Here is an 18,725-nt window from a genome sequence, read left to right as displayed (position 1 = left end):
CCAGGAGGTTGTGCCCGATGCGTCGCTGTACCTTGAACTGGTGGTCAACCAGATGAGCACGGGCCGCGTGGTGCAGGTGCAACAACGGGCCGGCCAACTCTACCTGCCGCTGTCGGACCTGCAGGCCGCCGGGCTGAAACTGTCGGGTGTCGCTGGCCCCGAGGTGGCGCTGGACAGCGTGCAGGGCCTGCACACCGACTACGACAGCCAGGCCCAGCGCCTGCTGCTGGACGTGCCGCCCGACTGGCTGCCGGCCCAGCGTATAGGCAGCAGCCAGGCCTACCCGCGCAGCCAGGCCATGAGCAGCTTCGGCGCGCTGCTCAACTACGACCTGTACCTGAACGACACCGACGACCTGGGCCGCTACCTGGCGGCCTACAACGAGCTGCGCATTTTCGACAGCTGGGGCACCTTATCCAGCACCGGGCAGCTGCGCCAGAGCCTGTCGGGCAATGCCTACGCGGACACCAGCCGTTTCCGCCGCTACGACACCACCTGGCGCTACAGTGATGACGAGCGCCTGCTGACCGTAGAGGCCGGCGACCTGGTCAGCGGTTCCTTGCCGTGGAGCAACTCGGTGCGACTGGGCGGCGTGCAGCTGTCACGGGACTTTTCCGTGCGCCCGGACCTGGTCACCTACCCATTGCCGGCGTTTGCCGGCGAGGCGGCGGTGCCGTCGTCGGTGGACCTGTTCATCAACGGCTACAAGAGCACCAGCGCGCAATTGCAGCCTGGCCCCTACACCCTCACCAACATCCCCTACATCAACGGGGCCGGCGAGGCGGTGGTGGTGACCACCGACGCCTTGGGGCGGCAGGTGTCCACCACCTTGCCGTTCTACGTCACCAGCACTTTGTTGCAGCAAGGCCTGATGGATTTCTCCGTGGCGGCGGGCAGCGTGCGCCGGGACTACGGCCTCAAGGATTTTGCCTACGGCCCCGGCGCCTCCACCGGCAGCGTGCGCTATGGCCTCAGCGACTACCTGACCCTGGAGGGCCACGCCGAAGCGGCGCAGTCCCTGAACCTGGGCGGCGCGGGCGGCAACCTGCGCCTGGGCAATCTCGGCGTGCTAAACACCGCCGTCAGCCAAAGCCGCTACGACGGCCTCGGCGGCCAGCAATACAGCCTGGGCTACCAGTACAACAACTCGCGTTTCAGCTTCAATTACCAACGCCTGCAACGTCGCGACGACTATGCCGACCTGACCCTGGTGGACTCGCCCTACACGCGCATGAGCCAGCGCAGCCAGCAGGCCACCCTCAGCGTCAACCTGGACCGCTACGGCAGCCTGGGCGCCGGCTATTTCGACGTGCGCGCCGGCGACGATTCGCGCACCCGGCTGCTCAACCTCACCTGGAGCAAACCGCTGTGGGGCAATAGCAGTTTCTACCTGTCGGCGAACCATGAAATCGGCGCCAGCAACTGGGCCGTGCAAGCGCAGGTGACCATACCCATCGACCTGCGCGGCAACCTCAGCGTTGGCATCGAGCGCAAACAGCAGGGCCAGACCCAGCAACGGGTCAACTACAGCCGCGCGGTGCCCACCGAGGGCGGCGTCGGCTACAACCTGGGCTACTCGCGCGGCGACCAGCAGACCTACCGCCAGGCCGATGCGACCTGGCGCTTGCAGTCGGTGCAATTGCAGGTGGGCGCCTATGGCACCAGCGAGCAGACCACGCGCTGGGCCGACGCCGCTGGTTCGCTGGTGTGGATGGACGGCAGCCTGTTTGCCGCCAACCGCATCGACGACGCCTTCGTGCTGGTGAGCACCGACGGCTACGGCGGTGTGCCGGTGCGCTACGAAAACCAGCGCGTCGGCGACACCGACCGCAGCGGGCACCTGCTAGTGCCGTGGACCAGTGGCTACTACCGCGGCAAATACGAGATCGATCCGCTCAACCTGCCGGCCAACGTGCGCAGCCCTTCGGTGGAACAGCGCGTGGCCGTGCGCCGCGGCAGTGGCTACTTGCTGGAGTTCCCGCTGACCCGGGTGGTGGCCGCCAGCCTGGTGCTGGTGGACGCCCAACAGCAACACCTGGCCCTGGGCAGCAACGTGCTGCACGAACAGAGTGGCGCGCGCACCGTGGTCGGCTGGGACGGCCTGGTGTACCTGGAAAACCTGGCGGCGCACAACAGCCTGGTGGTGGAGCGGGGCGACGGCAGCCAGTGCCGGGTGCAGTTCGACCTGGACGTGCAGCAGCAGGGCGAGGTGCCCCTGTTGGGGCCGTTGGTGTGCCAGTGAAGGCGTGCTTGGCGGGCCTGGCGCTGCTGGCAGCCAGCACGGAAGCCCAGGCTGCCTGCGCGATCTCGACGCCAACGCCTCCCACCTTCGGCCAGGTCAGTTCGGTGCTGCTGCGCACCACGGTGCAGTCGACGTCCACCACCAACGGCGCGCTGACCTGTACCGGGTCGTTGCTGAGCCTGCTGGGCAGTGGCGATCACTTCTACCTCACCGTGACCTCCAGCCAGGCCGGCCTGCAGGTCGGCAGCAGCGGCGCGGTGATCGGCTACACCGTCTACGCCAACGACAGCACCAGCTACCCGCTGACCCGCGGCGTGGCCTACGACTTTGCGCGCAATTCGATCATCGACGCCCTGGGCCTGCTGGCCGGCTCCTCGCCCAAGTCGGTGCCGCTGTACCTCAAGACCATCATCGGCAGCAACGTGCCGGCGGGCATCTACACCGAAACCCTGAACCTGGCGTGGAGCTGGAATTATTGCTCGGGCATCGGCATTGGCGCCATCTGCCTGGGCCGCGACATCGGTTCGGGCGCCACCACTATGCAGGTCACCCTGCAAGTCACCAACGACTGCCAGATCACCGCGCCCAACCTCGACTTCGGCAGCGCGCCGCTGGTGCTGGGTTTTGCCACGGTGAACAGCAGCATCAGCGTGGCCTGCACCCTGGGCAGCGCCTACACCGTGGGCCTTAGCGATGGCGGCTACCCGCTTAGCGCCGGCGGGCGGCGGCGCATGATCTCCGGCAGCAACTACCTGGCCTACGACCTGTTCAAGAGCGCCGGCAGCGTGCGCTGGGGCAGCACCGGCGCGGCGCGGCGCAGCAGCAGCGACGCCGAGGTGAACCCGGGCAACGGCACGGGGACGGGGAGCCAGGTGTTCAACTTCAATGGCAAGGTGTACACCGACCAGGTGACGCCGCCGGTGGGGGGGTATCAGGACAGTGTGGTGGTGGATGTGGCGTTCTAGCGGACACCAGTCCCCGTAGCAGCTGCCGAAGGCGGCGTCCAGCCACGCCGCGGTGTATCTGGAAAACCGCGCGCTGACCCGGCCTGCGGCCGCTGCTACAGGTTTTGCAGGGTTTTCGGCGCAATGTCGACCGGGGCCACCATGGCGTAGTTGTACCCAGGGCCCGACCAGTAGTCCGCCTGCAAATTGCCTTCACGCCGCGAACCGCGTGGCAGCAGGTTGTTGTCCGGGCCTGGCGGGCGGATGTAGAAGGTGACCCGCGCGCCGCGCACGTCCTGGTACAGCACCATGGCGGCCGGGCCCTGGTCGGTGCTGAGCAGTCGCGCGCCCACCGGCTTGAAGCCGGCCTGGCTAAGGTCGGGCAGGCGTTTGGCGTTGGTGAAGGTGCGGTCCAGCCAGGGTTGCAGGGCGGTGGCGTCGCTGACCTTGAAGTCAGCCGGCAGCACGTCTTTCTGCGCGAACAGGCGGTAGGCCTGCAGGGCATCGGTCATGGGCGCCACGCTGGGGTGGCGGGCCTCGTGGGCCTGCCAGCCGCCCAGGCCGCCCAGGCCCACGGCCAGCACCAGCACGGCGGCGCGGGCCAGGTGTTGCTGGTAACGGTGGCGGCGGCGCACGCGCAGGGTGGCCGGGTCCAGCGCCGGGTTGTCGGCCAGGGGCGAGCTACCCAGCACCGAGCGCAGCAGGCGCGCATCTTTCTGCCAGCCTTTCACCTGGGCGGCGGCCTCGGGATGGCTGTTCAGCCAGGTCTCCAGGCGCTGGCGGTCGGCGGGGTTCAGGCGCAGGTCCACGTAGGCATGGAGGTCGTGTTCGGTGGGCGGCAAGGTAATCATTTCAATATCCGCAGGGCAGGGCGATGGATCTCGCCTTCGTTGAGCTGGCGCAGCGCCTGGCGGGCGCGCGAAAGGCGCGACATGACGGTGCCGATGGGCACCTGCAACACCGTGGCGGCCTCCTGGTAACTCAGGCCTTCCACCGCCACGGCGTGCAGCAGCGCGCGCTGCTCGTCACTGAGGCGGTCGAACGACTGCAGGGCCGACTGGGCCATGACCGTGCGCTCCACCGACGGCTGATAGTCATCGCGGCCGGTGAAAAACTCCAGCAACCGCGCATAGCGGCGCGCGCGCCGGTGGTTGTCGACAAACTGGCGGTACAGGATCTGGAACAGCCAGGCGCGCAACTCACCCTCGGCGTCCTTGCTGGCGCGCCGGCTCAAGGCCTTTTCCAGGCAACTCTGCACCAGGTCGTCGGCGCTACTGGGCTCGCGAGTCAACGACAACGCGAAGCGGCGCAGGCGCGGCAACAGAATACGCAATTGATCATCAAACTCGTTCATGGCGGCCTGCACGGTGGGGCTCTGTTTCAAGATTAGCAAGACGAATGACGGGGCGTTTTATTCCAACTTGCCTAACCTCAAATTATTCAGCGGCGGGACAGGGAATAAATCGCGCTGGCCTTCGTCTCATAGCACCCCACCGATTCTGGAGTCGCTCATGCCTGATCCAACGCCCCCACCCTTGACCCTGTTCGACAAGGCCGTGCGCCTGTTGGGCATCGCCGCGATCCTGGCTGTTGCCGTGGCCGCCTTTGCCTATGTCAGCGGGCGCCTGGACCCGGACCGGCTCAAGCCCCGCGACCTGGTCAACGCGCTGCAGACCAACAACGGCGTGCACCCCGGTTACCGTCGCAACCACGCCAAGGGCGTGTGTGTGATCGGCTATTTCGAGGGCAACGGCCAGCTGCAGGCGCTGTCCAGCAGCAGCGTGTTCGCCCAGGGCCGCACACCGGTGGTCGGGCGTTTCGCCTTGCCCAGCGGCAACCCCTATGCGCCGGACAGCAGCGTGCCGTTGCGCAGTTTCGCCTTGCGCTTCAACCTGGCCAACGGGCAGCAGTGGCGCACGGGCATGAACAGCATGCCGGTGTTCCCGGTGGGCACGCCCGAAGCCTTCTACGCCATGCTCAAGGCCGGCACCCCGGACCCGGCCACCGGCAAGCCCAAGCCTGACGCCATGCCGGCGTTCTTCGCCGCCCACCCCGAGACCGGACCGTTCCTGGCCTGGGTCAAGGGCGCCAAGCCGTCGGCCAGCTACGCCACGGAAACCTATAACAGCATCAACGCCTTCTACCTCGACAACGCCGACGGCCAGCGCCAGGCCGTGCGCTGGTCGGTGGTGCCCGAGGCGACCGGCAGCACCCCGGCCGGCCCCAACGCCGGCGCCGATTTTCTCCAGGCCGACCTGGCCCAGCGCCTGGCCGGTGGCCCGCTGCGCTGGACCCTGCGCATGACCCTGGCCGAACCGGGCGACCCGGTGGACGACGCCAGCAAGGCCTGGCCCGCCGGGCGCAAGACCGTGGACGCCGGCACCCTGGTGGTGGAACGCATGCAACCGCAGATCACCGGCCAGTGCCGCGACGTCAACTATGACCCGACCATACTGCCCAGCGGCATCGAGGCGTCCAACGACCCACTGCTGGCCGCGCGCTCGGCGGCCTACGCCAGTTCGTACCTGCGCCGCACCTCGGAAGTCGATCAACTCAGCGCCAATGCGCCCGCCGCGGAGGCCAAGCCATGAAAGCCCGCCCTGAACATTTCGCCCCGGCTGCCCGGGTGTTGCACTGGGTGATGGCGATCCTGCTGATTGCCATGCTGTTCATTGGCGTGGGCATGGTCAGCACCGTGTCCGAGCGCCATGAGTGGCTGCTGCACCTGCACAAGCCCCTGGGCATCGCCATCCTGGCGCTGGTGATCGTGCGCCTGCTGGTGCGTTGGTGCACCCGCCAGCCGCCACTGCCGGCCGACCTGCCGGGCATCCAGAAGCTGGCGGCCAAGCTATCGCACTGGCTGCTGTATGCGTTGATGTTGGTGCTGCCGCTGGTAGGCTGGGGCATGCTCTCGGCGGCCGGCGACCCGGTAATGCTGGGCGCCTCGCTGCACCTGCCGCCGATACTGCCGGCCGAGCCGCATACCTACGCGCTGTTGCGCAAGGCCCACGGGCTGCTGGCGTACCTGCTGTTCCTGACGGTGCTGGCGCATCTGGGCGCGGCGCTGTACCACGGCTGGATCCGCCGCGACGGGGTGTTGCAGAGCATGACCTCGGGGGACAAGGCCAGTCGCCCTTAACGCGGCCTTCGGCCGCTGCTACGGGGTCAATCCCGTAGCAGCTGCCGCAGGCTGCGTCCGCGGTTACCGCAGGTCGCGAGCCATTTTCGCAATCACGCTCAACACGTCCTTGCCCAACTGCGCCGAGCGCTTGCCCGACCAGCCGGTGACGGCGTCGGGGTTGTCGTCGTGGTCCTTGAACGGCATTTCCAGGGTCAGCGACAGGCAGTCGAACTTCGCTCCTACGGCGTTGCACGCAAGCGTCATGTTGGCCTGGCCCGGCTCGTCGCGGGTATAGCCGTGCACCTGCTGGAAGTCTGCGGTCTGCTGGCACAGCAGGTCGCGGAAGCGCTGCTCGAGCTGGGCGATGCGCGGGGTGTACTGCGGGTTGCCTTCGCAGGCGGCGGTGAACACGTGAGGAATTTCCTCGTCGCCGTGGGCGTCGATGAACAGGTCCACGCCGTATTTCTGCATCTGCTGCAGGGCGAAGAACACCTCGGGGCTGAACTCGGCGCTGGCGTCCTGCCAGGCGCGGTTGAGGTCCTTGCCCTTGGCGTTGGTGCGCAGGTGGCCGTGGAACGAACCGTCGGGGTTCATGTGCGGGATCAGGTACAGGTCGGCTTCGGCGAGCAGCGCGTTCAGCTCGGCATCATCACGCTGCTTGAGGCGCTCGATGATGCCTTCCATGAACCACTCGGCCATGTGCTCGCCGGGGTGCTGCTGGGCAATCAGCCAGACCTTTTTCTTGCCTTCGCTGCCGTCGCCCTTGCGCAGCAGTTGCAGGTCGCGACCCTCGGCACTCTTGCCCACCGCCAGCAACTGCAGGCCGGCCTGGGTCACGGCCTCGCTGATCAGCCAGTCGTGGCGTTCGCGGCTGTAGGGTTCGAAATAGGCGAACCAGGCCTGGGGCTGTTCGGGTTCGAAGCTGAAGGTCAGCGCCTGGCCGTCGAACTGGCTCGGCACGCGGAACCAGGTCTTTTGGTCGTAGGAAGCCACGGCGTTGTAGCCGGCCCAGGCGTTCTTGTAGGAGGACTGCCCGGCGTTGGTCAGGCTGAAGCCATGGGGTTGGCCAGGCGTTAGGCCATCGACCTTGAAATGAAACCACTGGAAATGGTCGCTGTGGGTGTCCGGGCGGATCGCCAGGCGCACCTGCCGTGGGTCGCTGGCGTCGAGCAGCTGGATGTTGCCGCTGTCGAAGTCAGCGCTGAAGGTGAGGGGGGCCGCGGCCATTGTTCGCTTCCTTATAAAGTCGAGGACGCTCGTACTTTACACGCAAGCGTGGCGCCAGTCAGATCCAGCCGGCCAGCCCGCCCAGCAGCAGTGCCCCCAGCAGCGCCATGCCCCAGCCCAGCAGGCCGGTGTGGCGGCGGCGATGCTGCCAGCCCGACTCGCCCAGGTGCCTGGCGGCGGCCAGCAGTTGCCGCCAGCGCAGTTCGGTGGCGTGGAAGGCTTGCAGGTGGGTGGCGTCGGCGTCCAGCCAGCGGCGGAAGTCGATGCGTTCGCTGGCGGTGGTGTGCGGGTTCTGCAGCTTCACGTACCAGGCGCTGGCCGCCTGGCTGCCAGCGGGGCTGCGGCATTGTTCGAGCACCTGCAGCATGTCCCGTTCGACGTGCTCCACGCTCAGGTCCAGGCGCTGGGCGATGGCCGGGTAGGGCAGGTCATCCAGGCGGCTGAGCAGGAACACCTGCTGCACGCGGCGGGGCAACTTCTTCAGGCGCAGGTAGAGCGCATCCTGGCCCTGGTCGACCGGCTGGTGCTGGAAAAGGTTGTGCAGGGGCGTGAGCAGATGGGTCATCGAAACGTCCTCCTGGCCGCTAGGGCCTGGTCGATTGCGGGCTGCGAACGCATCCGTGAGGGGGGCGTCTTCCCTGACGCAGGCGCAGCTTAGTGTATTTGAGAGTTATTCTCAAGAAACGATTTGCCACAATTCCGGCTAAATAGCTGATTTGCTAGCTGAAAATTAGCGATGAGCGCTTTCCTCGAGCAATAGTCCTTTGCTATCATGCGCGCCATCGAATTCAAGCAACACCCTTCTTCATTAGCCTGAAGAAACTAAAAAAAAGACCCGGCAAAAAGCCGGGTCAAAAACCGTGATTAGCCTGATGAGGAGATAATTCGAAAGTCCGACCTAAGGCCTTTCGGATTACCCAACCGATCTCGCGATCAGTTGGCTCAATAATAATCGTTATCATTTGCAAGTCAAATGATTTCTTGCCGCGTTTGTGAAAAATTATTTCGCTCAATCCAGCGGCAGTTCCGTGGTGCGTTTCACCTCGCTCATGGCGATGTTGGAATGCGCCTCCTGCACATGCGGCTTCTGCAACAGATGGTCGCGCAGGAAACGTTCGTAGGCCCCAATGTCCTGGGCCACCACCTTGAGCATGTAATCCATCCCGCCGGCCATGGTGTAGCACTCCAGCACCTCCGGGTAGCCGGTGATCGCTTCCTCGAACTCCGCCAGGTAACGCCGCCCGTGTCCCGATAGCTTGACGTTGACGAATACGGTCATGGTCAGGCCCAGCTTCTGCGGGTTGAGCAGGGCGACCTTGCGCTCGATCAGGCCTTCCTCCTGCATGCGGTGAATGCGCCGCCAGCACGGTGACTGCGACAGTTCCACGCGCTCGGCGATTTCGGCGGCCGACAGGTCGGCGTCGTGCTGGATCAGGCGCAGGATGCGGCGGTCGAGGGCGCTCAGTTTGGACTGCATGATCATTTCCCTTTTCTTATTTTTGGCGCAACGTTCATGCGTCATAACAGCAGAAATGCCCGAAATTAGAAAGAAAAAGCCTCACTCCGAAAGGCATATTTTTAGCCACTGACTGATGAGTCATGGCCGCCATAAAAATAACAGGAGTGCCGCATGTCCCTAGCCGACGTCCGCCTGGACGACAAGTACCGCCTCGCCACCGGGCACCTGTACCTCACCGGTACCCAGGCCCTCACGCGCCTGCCCATGCTGCAGAAACAGCGCGACGAGGCCCGTGGCTTGAACACCGCAGGCTTCATTTCCGGTTACCGGGGCTCGCCCCTGGGCAACCTTGACAAGAGCCTGTGGGAAGCCCGCGACTACCTGCAGAAACACGCCATCCATTTCCAGCCCGGCGTCAACGAAGAGCTGGGCGCCACCGCCGTGTGGGGCAGCCAGCAGGTCAACCTGTTTCCCCAGGGCAAGTACGACGGCGTGTTCGCCCTGTGGTACGGCAAGGCGCCGGGGGTGGACCGCTGCGGCGACGTGTTCAAGCACGGCAACTCGGCCGGCGTGGCGCCCCACGGCGGCGTGCTGGTGCTGGCCGGCGACGACCATGGCTGCAAGTCCTCGACCATCGCCAGCCAGAGCGAGCACGCCTTCATCGCGGCGATGATCCCGGTGCTCAACCCCAGCAACGTCCAGGAGATGCTCGACTACGGCATCATCGGCTGGGAGCTGTCGCGCTACAGCGGCTGCTGGGTGGCGATGAAGACGATTGCCGAGAACGTCGATTCCTCGGCGGTGGTGGAGGTCGACCCGCTGCGGGTGCAAACCTGCGAGCCCGCCGATTTCGTCCTGCCCGAGGGCGGCCTGCACATTCGCTGGCCCGACCCGCCCCTGGCCCAGGAAGCGCGCCTGAACACCTACAAGATCTACGCCGCCCGCGCCTTTGCCCGCGCCAACCAGCTGAACAAGGTGGTGCTCGATTCGCCGCAGCCGCGGCTGGGCATCGTCACCACCGGCAAGTCCTACCTGGACGTGCGCCAGGCCCTGGAAGAGCTGGGCCTGGATGAAAAGCTCTGCGCCAGCGTGGGCATTCGCGTGCTGAAAGTCGGCATGAGCTGGCCACTGGAACCGGTGTCGGTGCACGACTTCGCCCAGGGCCTGGACGAGATCCTGGTGGTGGAGGAAAAACGCAGCGTCATCGAGGACCAGCTCACCGGCCAGCTGTACAACTGGCCCGTGGACAAGCGCCCGCGCGTGGTCGGTGAGTTCGACGAGGAAGGCCGCTCGCTGTTGCCCAACCTCAGCGAGCTGACGCCGGCGATGATCGCCCGGGTCATCGCCAAACGCCTGGCACCCATCTACAGCAGCCCGCAGATCGAGGCGCGGCTGCGTTTCCTGCAAGACAAGGAGCAGGCCCTTCAGGCCCCTCTGCACAACGTGCAGCGCACCCCGCATTTCTGCTCTGGCTGCCCGCACAACAGTTCCACCAAGGTGCCCGAGGGCAGCCGCGCGCTGGCCGGCATTGGCTGCCACTACATGACCATCTGGATGGACCGCGAGACCGATACCTTCACCCAGATGGGCGGCGAGGGCGTGACCTGGATCGGCCAGGCGCCGTTCACCGAGACCGCCCACGTGTTCCAGAACCTGGGCGACGGCACCTATTTCCACTCCGGGCACCTGGCGGTGCGCGCGGCGGTGGCGTCCGGGGTCAACATCACCTACAAGATTCTCTACAACGACGCCGTGGCCATGACCGGTGGCCAGCCCATCGACGGCATCCTGCGGGTCGACCAGCTCAGCCGCCAGGTGTTCGACGAAGGCGTGCAACGCATCGCCCTGGTCAGCGACGAGCCGGACAAATACCCCAGCCGCGCCGGCTTTGCGCCGATTACCACGTTCCACCACCGCCGCGACCTGGACGCAGTCATGCGCGAGTTGCGCGAGTTCAAGGGCGTGTCGGTGATCATCTACGACCAGACCTGCGCCACGGAAAAACGCCGCCGGCGCAAACGCGGGACCCTGCCCGAGGTGAACAAGCGCGCGCTGATCAACCCGGCGGTGTGCGAAGGGTGTGGCGACTGCGGGGTGAAATCCGGTTGCCTGTCGGTGTTGCCGCTGGAGACCGCCCAAGGGCGCAAGCGCGAGATCGACCAGCACGCCTGCAACAAGGATTTCAGCTGCGTGGAAGGCTTCTGCCCCAGCTTCGTCACCGTGCACGGCGGGCAGCTGCGCAAGCCGCAGTTGCCCAGCCGTGACCAGGCCTTCGCGGCGCTGCCGGCGCCGCTGCTGCCGAGCCTGGAGCGCCCGTTCAATATCCTCCTGCCCGGCGTCGGTGGCACCGGCGTGACCACCGTGGGCGCCCTGCTGGGCCTGGCGGCGAACCTGGAAGGCAAGGGCTGCAGCGTGCTCGACCAGGCCGGCCTGGCGCAGAAGTTCGGCCCGGTGGTGACCCACATTCGCATCGCCGCGCGCCAGGCAGACCTGTTCGCCGTGCGCATCGCCGCCGGTGATGCCGACCTGCTGCTGGGCTGCGACCTGCTGGTGGCGTCAGGGCCTGACGCGCTGGCGAAGCTGAGCCTGGACAAGTCCCATGCGGTCATCAACAGCCAGCAGACCCCAACGGCGGCGTTCACCCGCGACCCGGATGCGCAGTTCCCGGCCGCCGCCATGACCCAGGCGATCAGCGACGCGGTGGGCGCCGACAAGACCCATTTCGTCGAGGCCACGCGCCTGGCGGTGGGCCTGCTGGGCGACAGCATCGCCAGCAACCTGTTCATGCTCGGCTACGCCTACCAGTTGGGGCTGATTCCACTGACGGCCGAGGCCATTGAAAAGGCCATCGAACTCAACGCCGTGGCGGTCAACCTCAACCAGCAGGCCTTCCTCTGGGGGCGCCGCGCGGCCCATGACGCACGGGCGGTGGAAGCAGTGCTCAAGCCAGCGGTGCAGGTGCCGGTGGAGCAGACCCTGGACGAGCGCCTGGCCGCCAACGCGGCGACCCTGCGCGCGTACCAGAACCAGGCCTATGCCGACCGTTACCTGGCGCTGGTGGAGCAGGTGCGTGCCAGTGAAGCCCGCCAGGTGCCCGGCCAGCCCCTGGCGCTGACCGAAGCCGTGGCCCGCTACGCGTTCAAGCTGATGGCCTACAAGGATGAATACGAGGTGGCGCGGCTGTACAGCAACGGCGAGTTCACCCGCCAGTTGCAGGGGCAGTTCGAAGGCGACTACCGCCTGGAGTTTCACCTGGCGCCGTCGTGGCTGGGTAAGCAGGGCAAGCAGGGCAAGCGCAGTTTCGGCCCGTGGATGCTCAAGGCGTTCGGGCTGCTGGCGCCGTTCAAGTTCCTGCGCGGCACGCCGCTGGACCCGTTCGGCTACACCCAGGAGCGGCGCCAGGAACGGGCGTTGATCGAGGCTTACCAGGCTGACATCGCCTTGATTCTTCAGCACCTGACCCCGGCCAACCGCCACACGGCGCTGAGCCTGGCACGGCTGCCGGAGCAGATTCGTGGGTACGGGCACGTGAAGGACAAGGCGGTGGGCGTGGCCGAACAGGAAGCGCAGCGCTTGCGCCAGTGTTTGCGCGACGGTGAGGCTGCGGTGGTGAAGCTTTACGAAGTGGCTGCCTGAAAAGAGACGCGGCCTGCGGCCGCTGCTACGGATCTTCTGTAGCAGCGGCCGAAGGCCGCGTCCAATTACTCGGGTTGCATCTCTACCAGCACGTCCCCCTCCGCAACCATCTCGCCCTCCTGGCAATGCAACGCCTTCACCACCCCCGCCTCCGGTGCGCGAATGCTGTGCTCCATCTTCATGGCCTCCAGCACCACCAGCGGCGTACCGGCCTCCACCTGCTCACCGACGCCCACCAGCACCCGCACGATGCTGCCGTTCATGGGCGCGTTCAGGCCGCCCTGCTGGCCGTGGCTGGCGTCGGCTTCGGCGATGGCGTCAACGCGGGTCACCGGGTGAACTTCGTCGTTCCAGCGCAGGTACAGGGTGTCACCGCGCAGGAAGGCTGGCGCCGCAGGCGGGGACGGTTGCAGGTGCACCACCTGACGCTGGTCGCGGCAGCGCAGGTGCACCACCGTCTGTGCTGGCAAGCCCAGGCGCAGGCCATTGGCCGCGGCCCAGGCGTCACTGCCGGTCGGGCGCACGAACGCGGCAGCCGCGGCCTGCCAGAACGCTTCTGGCAGTTCGGCCGAAGCGGGCAGCAGCTCGGCCTGGTGACGGGGAATGAAGCCAGTGTCCAGCTCGGCGGCGGCGAACGCCGGGTGGCCGATGATGCGCCGCAGGAACGCCAGGTTGGTGCGCACGCCGCCCACGGCGAACTCATCGAGCATGGCCAGCAGGCGCAGCCGCGCCTGTTCGCGGGTCTCGCCCCAGGCAATCAGCTTGCCCAGCATGGGGTCGTAGAACGGCGACACGCTGTCGCCCTCGCTGACGCCGCTGTCCACCCGGCGGCCGGGGCCTGGGGCGCTCTCCTGGTACAGCGCCAGGGTGCCGGTGGCGGGCAGGAACTCGTTGTCCGGGTCTTCGGCGTACAGCCGCACTTCCATGGCGTGGCCGTGCAGCGGCACCTGGGCCTGGGTAATGGGCAGCGGCTCGCCCTGGGCCACGCGAATCTGCCAGGCCACCAGGTCCAGGCCGGTGATGGCCTCGGTGACTGGGTGCTCCACTTGCAGGCGGGTGTTCATCTCCATGAAGAAAAACTCGCCGCGGGCGTCCAGCAGGAACTCGACGGTGCCGGCGCCGACGTAACCGATGGCCTGCGTGGCCTTCACCGCGGCCTCGCCCATGGCCTGGCGCAATGGTGGGGAGAGGCCTGGCGCCGGGGCCTCCTCGACGACTTTCTGGTGGCGACGCTGGATCGAGCAGTCGCGCTCGTTGAGGTACAGGCAGTGGCCGTGCTGGTCGGCGAACACCTGGATTTCCACGTGGCGCGGCTGCAGCACGTATTTTTCCACCAGCATGCGCGCATCGCCGAATGACGACTGCGCCTCGCGCTGCGCCGAGGCCAGGGCGTCGGCCAGTTCGCTCTCGCGCTCCACCACCTTCATGCCCTTGCCGCCGCCGCCAGCGGTGGCCTTGAGCAGCACCGGGTAGCCGATGCGCTGGGCGGCGGCGCGGAAGGTCTCCAGGTCCTGGGCCTGGCCGTGGTAGCCGGGCACCAGCGGCACGCCGGCGGTCTCCATCAGCGCCTTGGCCGCCGACTTGCTGCCCATGGCGTCGATGGCCGCAGCCGGCGGGCCGAGGAATATCAGCCCGGCCTGTTCGATGGCGCGGGCGAATGCGGCGTTCTCCGAAAGAAAGCCGTAGCCGGGGTGGATAGCCTGGGCGCCGCTGCTGCGGGCGGCGGCGATGATCTTGTCGATGTCCAGGTAGCTGTCGCTGGCCTTGCTGCCGCCCAGGTCCACGCACACATCCGCCTCGCGGCTGTGGCGGGCGTCGCGGTCGATGGCGCTGTGCACGGCCACGGTGGTCAGGCCCATGGCCTTGGCGGTGCGCATCACCCGGCAGGCGATTTCACCGCGGTTGGCCACCAGCAGGGAGGTGAGGGTGGTCATTGTGGTTGCTCCTGCCAGGCCGGGGTGCGTTTTTCCAGGAAGGCGCGCAGGCCCTCCTGGCCCTCGCCGCTGACGCGAATGCGGGCGATGGCGTTCTCGCAGTAACGCCGCACGGCGGCGGTGGTTTCGCCGTGGGCGACTTCACGCAGCAGCTCTTTGCAGGCGCGCATGGCCTGCGGGCTGTTGAGCAGCAGGTTGTCCACCCAGTGCGCCAGGCGCTGTTCCAGTTCGGCGCTGGCGCAGGTCTCGGCCAGCAGGCCCAACTCATGGGCGCGCTGGCCATCGAAGCGTTCGGCGGTCAGCGCGTAGCGCCGCGCGGCGCGTTCGCCGATGGCCTTGACCACGAAGGGGCTGATGACCGCAGGGGTCAGGCCAATGCGCACCTCCGACAGGCAGAACTGCGCATCCACCGTGCCCAAGGCCATGTCGCAGCAGCTGATCAGCCCCAGCGCGCCACCGTAGGCCGCGCCGTGGACGACGGCCAGGGTCGGCAGCTTGAGCTTGCCCAGGTTGTACATCAGCTCGGCCAACTGGCGGGCATCGTCCAGGTTGGTGTTGAAATCCAGCTGCGCCGACGCCTGCATCCAGGCCAGGTCGGCGCCGGCGCAGAAGTGCTTGCCGCGGCCGCGGATCAGCAGGAAGCGCAGGCTGGCGTCGGCGGCCACGCTGTCCAGCGCCAGGATCAGTTCGCGGATCATCTGCGCGTTGAAGGCGTTGTTTTTTTCGGGGCGGTTGAGCCACAGGGTGGCGAAACCGCGCGGGTCGCGGGTCAGTTCCAGGGTATCGAAATCGTTCATGGTCACATCCGGAAGATGCCGAAGCGGCTGGGTTCGATGGGCGCGTTGAGGGCGGCCGACAGGGCCAGGGCGAGGATGTCGCGGGTCTGCGCCGGGTCGATCACGCCGTCGTCCCACAGGCGGGCGCTGGAGTAGTAGGGGTGGGCCTGGCGGTCGTATTGTTCGAGGATCGGCTGCTTGAGCGCCGCTGCTTCCTCGGCGCTGAAGCTGCCACCGGCGCGTTCGCTCTGCTCGCGCTTGACCTGCACCAGCACGCCGGCGGCCTGTTCGGCACCCATCACGCCGATTCGCGCGTTGGGCCACATCCACAACAGGCGTGGGTCGTAGGCGCGGCCGCACATGCCGTAGTTGCCGGCGCCGAAGCTGCCACCGATGATCACGGTGAACTTCGGCACCCGCGCGCAGGCCACCGCGGTCACCAGCTTGGCGCCGTGCTTGGCGATGCCGCCGGCCTCGTATTTCTGCCCGACCATGAAGCCGGTGATGTTCTGCAGGAACAACAGCGGGATGCCGCGCTGGCAGGCCAGCTCGATGAAGTGCGCGCCTTTTTGCGCGGCCTCGGCGAAGAGGATGCCATTGTTGCCGAGGATGGCGACAGGCATGCCGTGCAGGTGGGCGAAGCCGCACACCAGGGTGGTGCCGAACAGCGCCTTGAACTCATCGAACACCGAGCCGTCCACCAGCCGCGCGATCACTTCGCGCACATCGAAGGGCTGCTTGGCGTCGGCCGGGATCACCCCGTACAGCTCGTCGGCCGGGTACAGCGGGGCGCTCGGCGCCTGGCACTGCAGCTGGCCCAGCTTGCGCCAGTTGAGGTTGGCCACGCAGCGCCGGGCAATGGCCAGCGCGTGCTCGTCGTTGTCAGCGTAGTGGTCGGCCACGCCCGAGACTTTGCAATGCACGTCGGCGCCGCCCAGGGCCTCGGCGGTCACCACCTCGCCGGTGGCGGCTTTCACCAATGGCGGCCCGGCGAGGAAGATGGTCGCCTGCTCGCGGACCATGATGGTCTCGTCCGACATGGCCGGCACGTAGGCACCGCCTGCGGTGCAGGAGCCCATGACCACGGCGACCTGGGGGATGCCCTGGGCGCTCATGGTGGCCTGGTTGAAGAAGATCCGGCCGAAGTGCTCGCGGTCGGGGAACACCTCGTCCTGGCGCGGCAGGTTGGCGCCGCCCGAGTCCACCAGGTACACGCAGGGCAGGCGGTTTTCCTGGGCGATGGCCTGGGCACGCAGGTGTTTCTTTACGGTCAGCGGGTAGTAGCTGCCGCCTTTGACCGTGGCGTCGTTGGCGATGATCATGCATTCCACGCCTTCGATGCGGCCGATGCCGGCGATCACGCCAGCGGCCGGCACGGCTTCGTCGTACACCTCATGGGCGGCCAGCTGGCCGATTTCCAGGAACGGCGAGCCGGCGTCCAGCAGGCGGTTGATGCGCTCGCGCGGCAACAGCTTGCCGCGTGAGGTGTGGCGTTGCTGGGCCTTGGCGCCGCCGCCTTCGTGCACCTGGGCGAGCAGGCTGCGTAGGGCGCCAACTTGTTCGAGCATGGCCGCGCTGTTGGCGATGAAGTCGGCGGCGCGCGGGTTGAGTCGGGTGTGCAGGGTAGCCATGGGGCGCGCTCCGTCAGCGGGTTTCGTTGAACAGCTCGCGGCCGATCAGCATGCGGCGGACCTCGCTGGTGCCGGCGCCGATCTCGTACAGCTTGGCGTCGCGCAGCAGGCGCCCGGCGGGGAATTCGTTGATGTAGCCGTTGCCGCCCAGGATCTGGATGGCGTCCAGGGCCATCTGCGTGGCGCGCTCGGCGGTGTACAGGATCACCCCGGCGGCGTCCTTGCGCGCGGTCTCGCCGCGCTCGCAGGCCTGGGCCACGGCGTACAGGTAGGCGCGGCTGGCGTTGAGCTGGGTGTACATGTCGGCGACCTTGCCCTGGATCAGCTGGAACTCGCCGATGCTCTGGCCGAACTGCTTGCGGTCGTGGATGTAGGGCACGATCAGGTCCATGCAGGCCTGCATGATGCCGGTGGGGCCGCCCGAGAGCACAACGCGCTCGTAGTCGAGGCCGCTCATCAGCACCTTAACGCCGCCGTTCAGCACGCCGAGGATGTTCTCTTCCGGCACCTGCACGTCGTCGAAGAACAGCTCGCAGGTGTTGGAGCCGCGCATGCCCAGCTTGTCGAACTTGTTGCTGCGGGTGAAGCCGGCCCAGTCGCGCTCGACGATGAAGGCGGTGATGCCATGGGCGCCTTTTTCCAGGTCGGTCTTGGCGTAGATCACATAAGTGTTGGCGTCGGGGCCGTTGGTGATCCAGGTCTTGCTGCCGTTGAGCACGTAATGGTCGCCACGCTTGTCGGCGCGCAGCTTCATCGACACCACGTCGGAGCCGGCGTTGGGCTCGCTCATGGCCAGGGCGCCGACGTGCTCGCCGCTGATCAGCTTGGGCAGGTACTTGAGCTTCTGCGCGTGGCTGCCGTTGCGGTTGATCTGGTTCACGCACAGGTTGGAGTGTGCCCCGTACGACAACGCCACCGACGCCGAGGCGCGGCTGATTTCCTCCATGGCTACCACGTGGGCCAGGTAGCCCAGGCCGGCACCGCCGTATGCTTCGGGCACGGTAACACCCAGCAGGCCCATGTCGCCGAACTGGCGCCACAGGTCGGCGGGGAACAGGTTGTCACGGTCGATCTGCGCGGCGCGCGGGGCGATCTGGGCGGCGGCGAAGGCCTGCACCTGGTCGCGGAGCATGTCGATGGTTTCGCCCAGGGCGAAATTCAGGGTCGGGTAGCGCATGGGTGGCCCTTCATGGATTGTTTTTATGGAATGAATGCTGACCTTTACGTTAACGTAAACCTGCTGGCGCGCGCTGTCAAATCGGTGCGGTGGGAGGGGGGGAGGGATAAATCGCGGAAAGCACTGAGGGGAGCCGAAGCTCCCCTCAAGGTCTTGTTGCTTGCTCTTTTTTTATTATTGAGGGGCGGCCTGTTGTTGTTTTTGGCGACCGTGACCCTTTACCGCTGTTTCGTGCGACCCACATCCTGGGTCAAGAGCAAACGTATTTTTTTGAGCGCTGATTCGCCTGTCACCGGTACGTCGCTGCCTCGGGGCAGTTTTGTTGTTCTGTGTACGGTGTGGGGCAAGCCCCGGTGGCGCATCCTCTCCAAAAAAATCTGTTAGCTTCGCCTCTGCCGCGATTGTTCTTGTTATGCCAGAGCCGTTACGTGTTGTTTTTATTGGGTACTGCCGTTTTATTGTTTTTGTTGTACGAGAGATATAGCAGGTCCCGTGCCAACTTTTCAAAACCCAATGAATTCGGGGCTTTCGCCGTTTTCAGGAATTTTTCACCGGGTTTTCACACCCCCGATGTGTTT

Annotated in this window: 14 protein-coding genes; 5 read left to right on the top strand and 9 right to left on the bottom strand. The window is 66.5% G+C overall.

The features are described 5' to 3' along the window. The first annotated feature begins 10 nt into the window (after nucleotides 1-10). Both AC0J42_RS19420 and AC0J42_RS19415 read left to right on the top strand, forming a co-directional pair. Nucleotides 11-2,242 (top strand): fimbria/pilus outer membrane usher protein, encoded by a 2,232-nt coding sequence (locus AC0J42_RS19420; RefSeq protein ID WP_473003163.1) that lies wholly within the window; start codon nucleotides 11-13, stop codon nucleotides 2,240-2,242. Further along, nucleotides 2,233-3,207, top strand: coding sequence for a Csu type fimbrial protein (locus AC0J42_RS19415; RefSeq protein WP_473003162.1), 975 nt, complete (start codon nucleotides 2,233-2,235; stop codon nucleotides 3,205-3,207). The genes AC0J42_RS19420 and AC0J42_RS19415 overlap by 10 nt, the downstream gene beginning before the upstream one ends. Nucleotides 3,208-3,302: 95 nt before the next feature. On the opposite strand, the gene AC0J42_RS19410 is transcribed toward AC0J42_RS19415, so the two are convergent. Next, nucleotides 3,303-4,037 carry an anti-sigma factor family protein gene (locus AC0J42_RS19410; protein WP_473003159.1) on the bottom strand — a complete coding sequence of 245 codons (735 nt, stop codon included), beginning with the start codon at nucleotides 4,035-4,037 and terminating at the stop codon, nucleotides 3,303-3,305. Further along, complete coding sequence (locus tag AC0J42_RS19405) at nucleotides 4,034-4,540, bottom strand: sigma-70 family RNA polymerase sigma factor (RefSeq protein ID WP_416427420.1); 507 nt, start codon at nucleotides 4,538-4,540, stop codon at nucleotides 4,034-4,036. The genes AC0J42_RS19410 and AC0J42_RS19405 overlap by 4 nt, the downstream gene beginning before the upstream one ends. Before the next feature lie 157 nt (nucleotides 4,541-4,697). Here AC0J42_RS19405 and AC0J42_RS19400 point away from each other — a divergent pair, with 157 nt between their 5' ends. Both AC0J42_RS19400 and AC0J42_RS19395 read left to right on the top strand, forming a co-directional pair. After that, entirely contained in the window at nucleotides 4,698-5,777 is a 1,080-nt protein-coding gene (locus AC0J42_RS19400; protein WP_473003155.1) for a catalase family peroxidase, read from the top strand. Beyond that, nucleotides 5,774-6,325: a cytochrome b gene (locus tag AC0J42_RS19395; protein WP_416425280.1), complete on the top strand. Its 552-nt coding sequence runs from the start codon at nucleotides 5,774-5,776 to the stop codon at nucleotides 6,323-6,325. The genes AC0J42_RS19400 and AC0J42_RS19395 overlap by 4 nt, the downstream gene beginning before the upstream one ends. A 63-nt stretch (nucleotides 6,326-6,388) precedes the next feature. Here AC0J42_RS19395 and AC0J42_RS19390 read toward each other — a convergent pair whose 3' ends face one another. The 3 genes from AC0J42_RS19390 to AC0J42_RS19380 all read right to left on the bottom strand — a co-directional run bounded on the left by AC0J42_RS19390 (nucleotide 6,389) and on the right by AC0J42_RS19380 (nucleotide 9,011). Further along, the gene (locus tag AC0J42_RS19390; protein ID WP_473003153.1) at nucleotides 6,389-7,534 is read right to left on the bottom strand and encodes a M14 family metallopeptidase; all 1,146 of its coding nucleotides are present in this window, start codon (nucleotides 7,532-7,534) and stop codon (nucleotides 6,389-6,391) included. A 58-nt stretch (nucleotides 7,535-7,592) separates the two neighbouring features. Further along, nucleotides 7,593-8,099, bottom strand: a complete 507-nt coding sequence (locus tag AC0J42_RS19385; protein WP_416425278.1) for a sigma factor-like helix-turn-helix DNA-binding protein — start codon at nucleotides 8,097-8,099, stop codon at nucleotides 7,593-7,595. 444 nt (nucleotides 8,100-8,543) lie between these two features. Continuing rightward, entirely contained in the window at nucleotides 8,544-9,011 is a 468-nt protein-coding gene (locus AC0J42_RS19380; RefSeq protein WP_416425277.1) for an Lrp/AsnC family transcriptional regulator, read from the bottom strand. 153 nt (nucleotides 9,012-9,164) lie between these two features. Here AC0J42_RS19380 and AC0J42_RS19375 point away from each other — a divergent pair, with 153 nt between their 5' ends. Beyond that, nucleotides 9,165-12,629 carry an indolepyruvate ferredoxin oxidoreductase family protein gene (locus AC0J42_RS19375; protein WP_473003150.1) on the top strand — a complete coding sequence of 1,155 codons (3,465 nt, stop codon included), beginning with the start codon at nucleotides 9,165-9,167 and terminating at the stop codon, nucleotides 12,627-12,629. Between the two features lie 65 nt (nucleotides 12,630-12,694). On the opposite strand, the gene AC0J42_RS19370 is transcribed toward AC0J42_RS19375, so the two are convergent. The 4 genes from AC0J42_RS19370 to AC0J42_RS19355 are packed head-to-tail and all read right to left on the bottom strand — an operon-like array spanning nucleotide 12,695 to nucleotide 18,147. Then, on the bottom strand, nucleotides 12,695-14,563 hold the full coding sequence (locus AC0J42_RS19370) for an acetyl/propionyl/methylcrotonyl-CoA carboxylase subunit alpha (RefSeq protein WP_473003147.1): 1,869 nt from the start codon (nucleotides 14,561-14,563) through the stop codon (nucleotides 12,695-12,697). Continuing rightward, nucleotides 14,560-15,360: a gamma-carboxygeranoyl-CoA hydratase gene (locus AC0J42_RS19365; RefSeq protein ID WP_416425274.1), complete on the bottom strand. Its 801-nt coding sequence runs from the start codon at nucleotides 15,358-15,360 to the stop codon at nucleotides 14,560-14,562. Before AC0J42_RS19365 ends, AC0J42_RS19370 begins: the two co-directional genes overlap by 4 nt. A gap of 2 nt (nucleotides 15,361-15,362) precedes the next feature. Continuing rightward, nucleotides 15,363-16,970, bottom strand: coding sequence for a carboxyl transferase domain-containing protein (locus AC0J42_RS19360; protein WP_473003145.1), 1,608 nt, complete (start codon nucleotides 16,968-16,970; stop codon nucleotides 15,363-15,365). A 13-nt stretch (nucleotides 16,971-16,983) separates the two neighbouring features. After that, nucleotides 16,984-18,147, bottom strand: a complete 1,164-nt coding sequence (locus AC0J42_RS19355) for an isovaleryl-CoA dehydrogenase (protein WP_473003142.1) — start codon at nucleotides 18,145-18,147, stop codon at nucleotides 16,984-16,986. Nucleotides 18,148-18,725: the final 578 nt, after the last annotated feature.

It is taken from the genome of Pseudomonas sp. Tav-5-1A (assembly GCF_055755055.1).
The sequence above is the reverse complement of the archived record's forward strand: the minus strand, read 5'-3'. Positions and strand labels throughout refer to the sequence as shown.

What these genes read in the sequence shown, in the direction of transcription:
- AC0J42_RS19400 (WP_473003155.1), top strand. Translation starts at nt 4,698, where the DNA reads ATGCCTGATCCAACGCCCCCACCCTTGACCCTGTTCGACAAGGCCGTG.
- AC0J42_RS19380 (WP_416425277.1), bottom strand. Translation starts at nt 9,011, where the DNA reads ATGCAGTCCAAACTGAGCGCCCTCGACCGCCGCATCCTGCGCCTGATC.
- AC0J42_RS19355 (WP_473003142.1), bottom strand. Translation starts at nt 18,147, where the DNA reads ATGCGCTACCCGACCCTGAATTTCGCCCTGGGCGAAACCATCGACATG.
- AC0J42_RS19365 (WP_416425274.1), bottom strand. Translation starts at nt 15,360, where the DNA reads ATGAACGATTTCGATACCCTGGAACTGACCCGCGACCCGCGCGGTTTC.
- AC0J42_RS19360 (WP_473003145.1), bottom strand. Translation starts at nt 16,970, where the DNA reads ATGGCTACCCTGCACACCCGACTCAACCCGCGCGCCGCCGACTTCATC.
- AC0J42_RS19370 (WP_473003147.1), bottom strand. Translation starts at nt 14,563, where the DNA reads ATGACCACCCTCACCTCCCTGCTGGTGGCCAACCGCGGTGAAATCGCC.
- AC0J42_RS19410 (WP_473003159.1), bottom strand. Translation starts at nt 4,037, where the DNA reads ATGATTACCTTGCCGCCCACCGAACACGACCTCCATGCCTACGTGGAC.
- AC0J42_RS19375 (WP_473003150.1), top strand. Translation starts at nt 9,165, where the DNA reads ATGTCCCTAGCCGACGTCCGCCTGGACGACAAGTACCGCCTCGCCACC.
- AC0J42_RS19405 (WP_416427420.1), bottom strand. Translation starts at nt 4,540, where the DNA reads ATGAACGAGTTTGATGATCAATTGCGTATTCTGTTGCCGCGCCTGCGC.
- AC0J42_RS19395 (WP_416425280.1), top strand. Translation starts at nt 5,774, where the DNA reads ATGAAAGCCCGCCCTGAACATTTCGCCCCGGCTGCCCGGGTGTTGCAC.
- AC0J42_RS19385 (WP_416425278.1), bottom strand. Translation starts at nt 8,099, where the DNA reads ATGACCCATCTGCTCACGCCCCTGCACAACCTTTTCCAGCACCAGCCG.
- AC0J42_RS19390 (WP_473003153.1), bottom strand. Translation starts at nt 7,534, where the DNA reads ATGGCCGCGGCCCCCCTCACCTTCAGCGCTGACTTCGACAGCGGCAAC.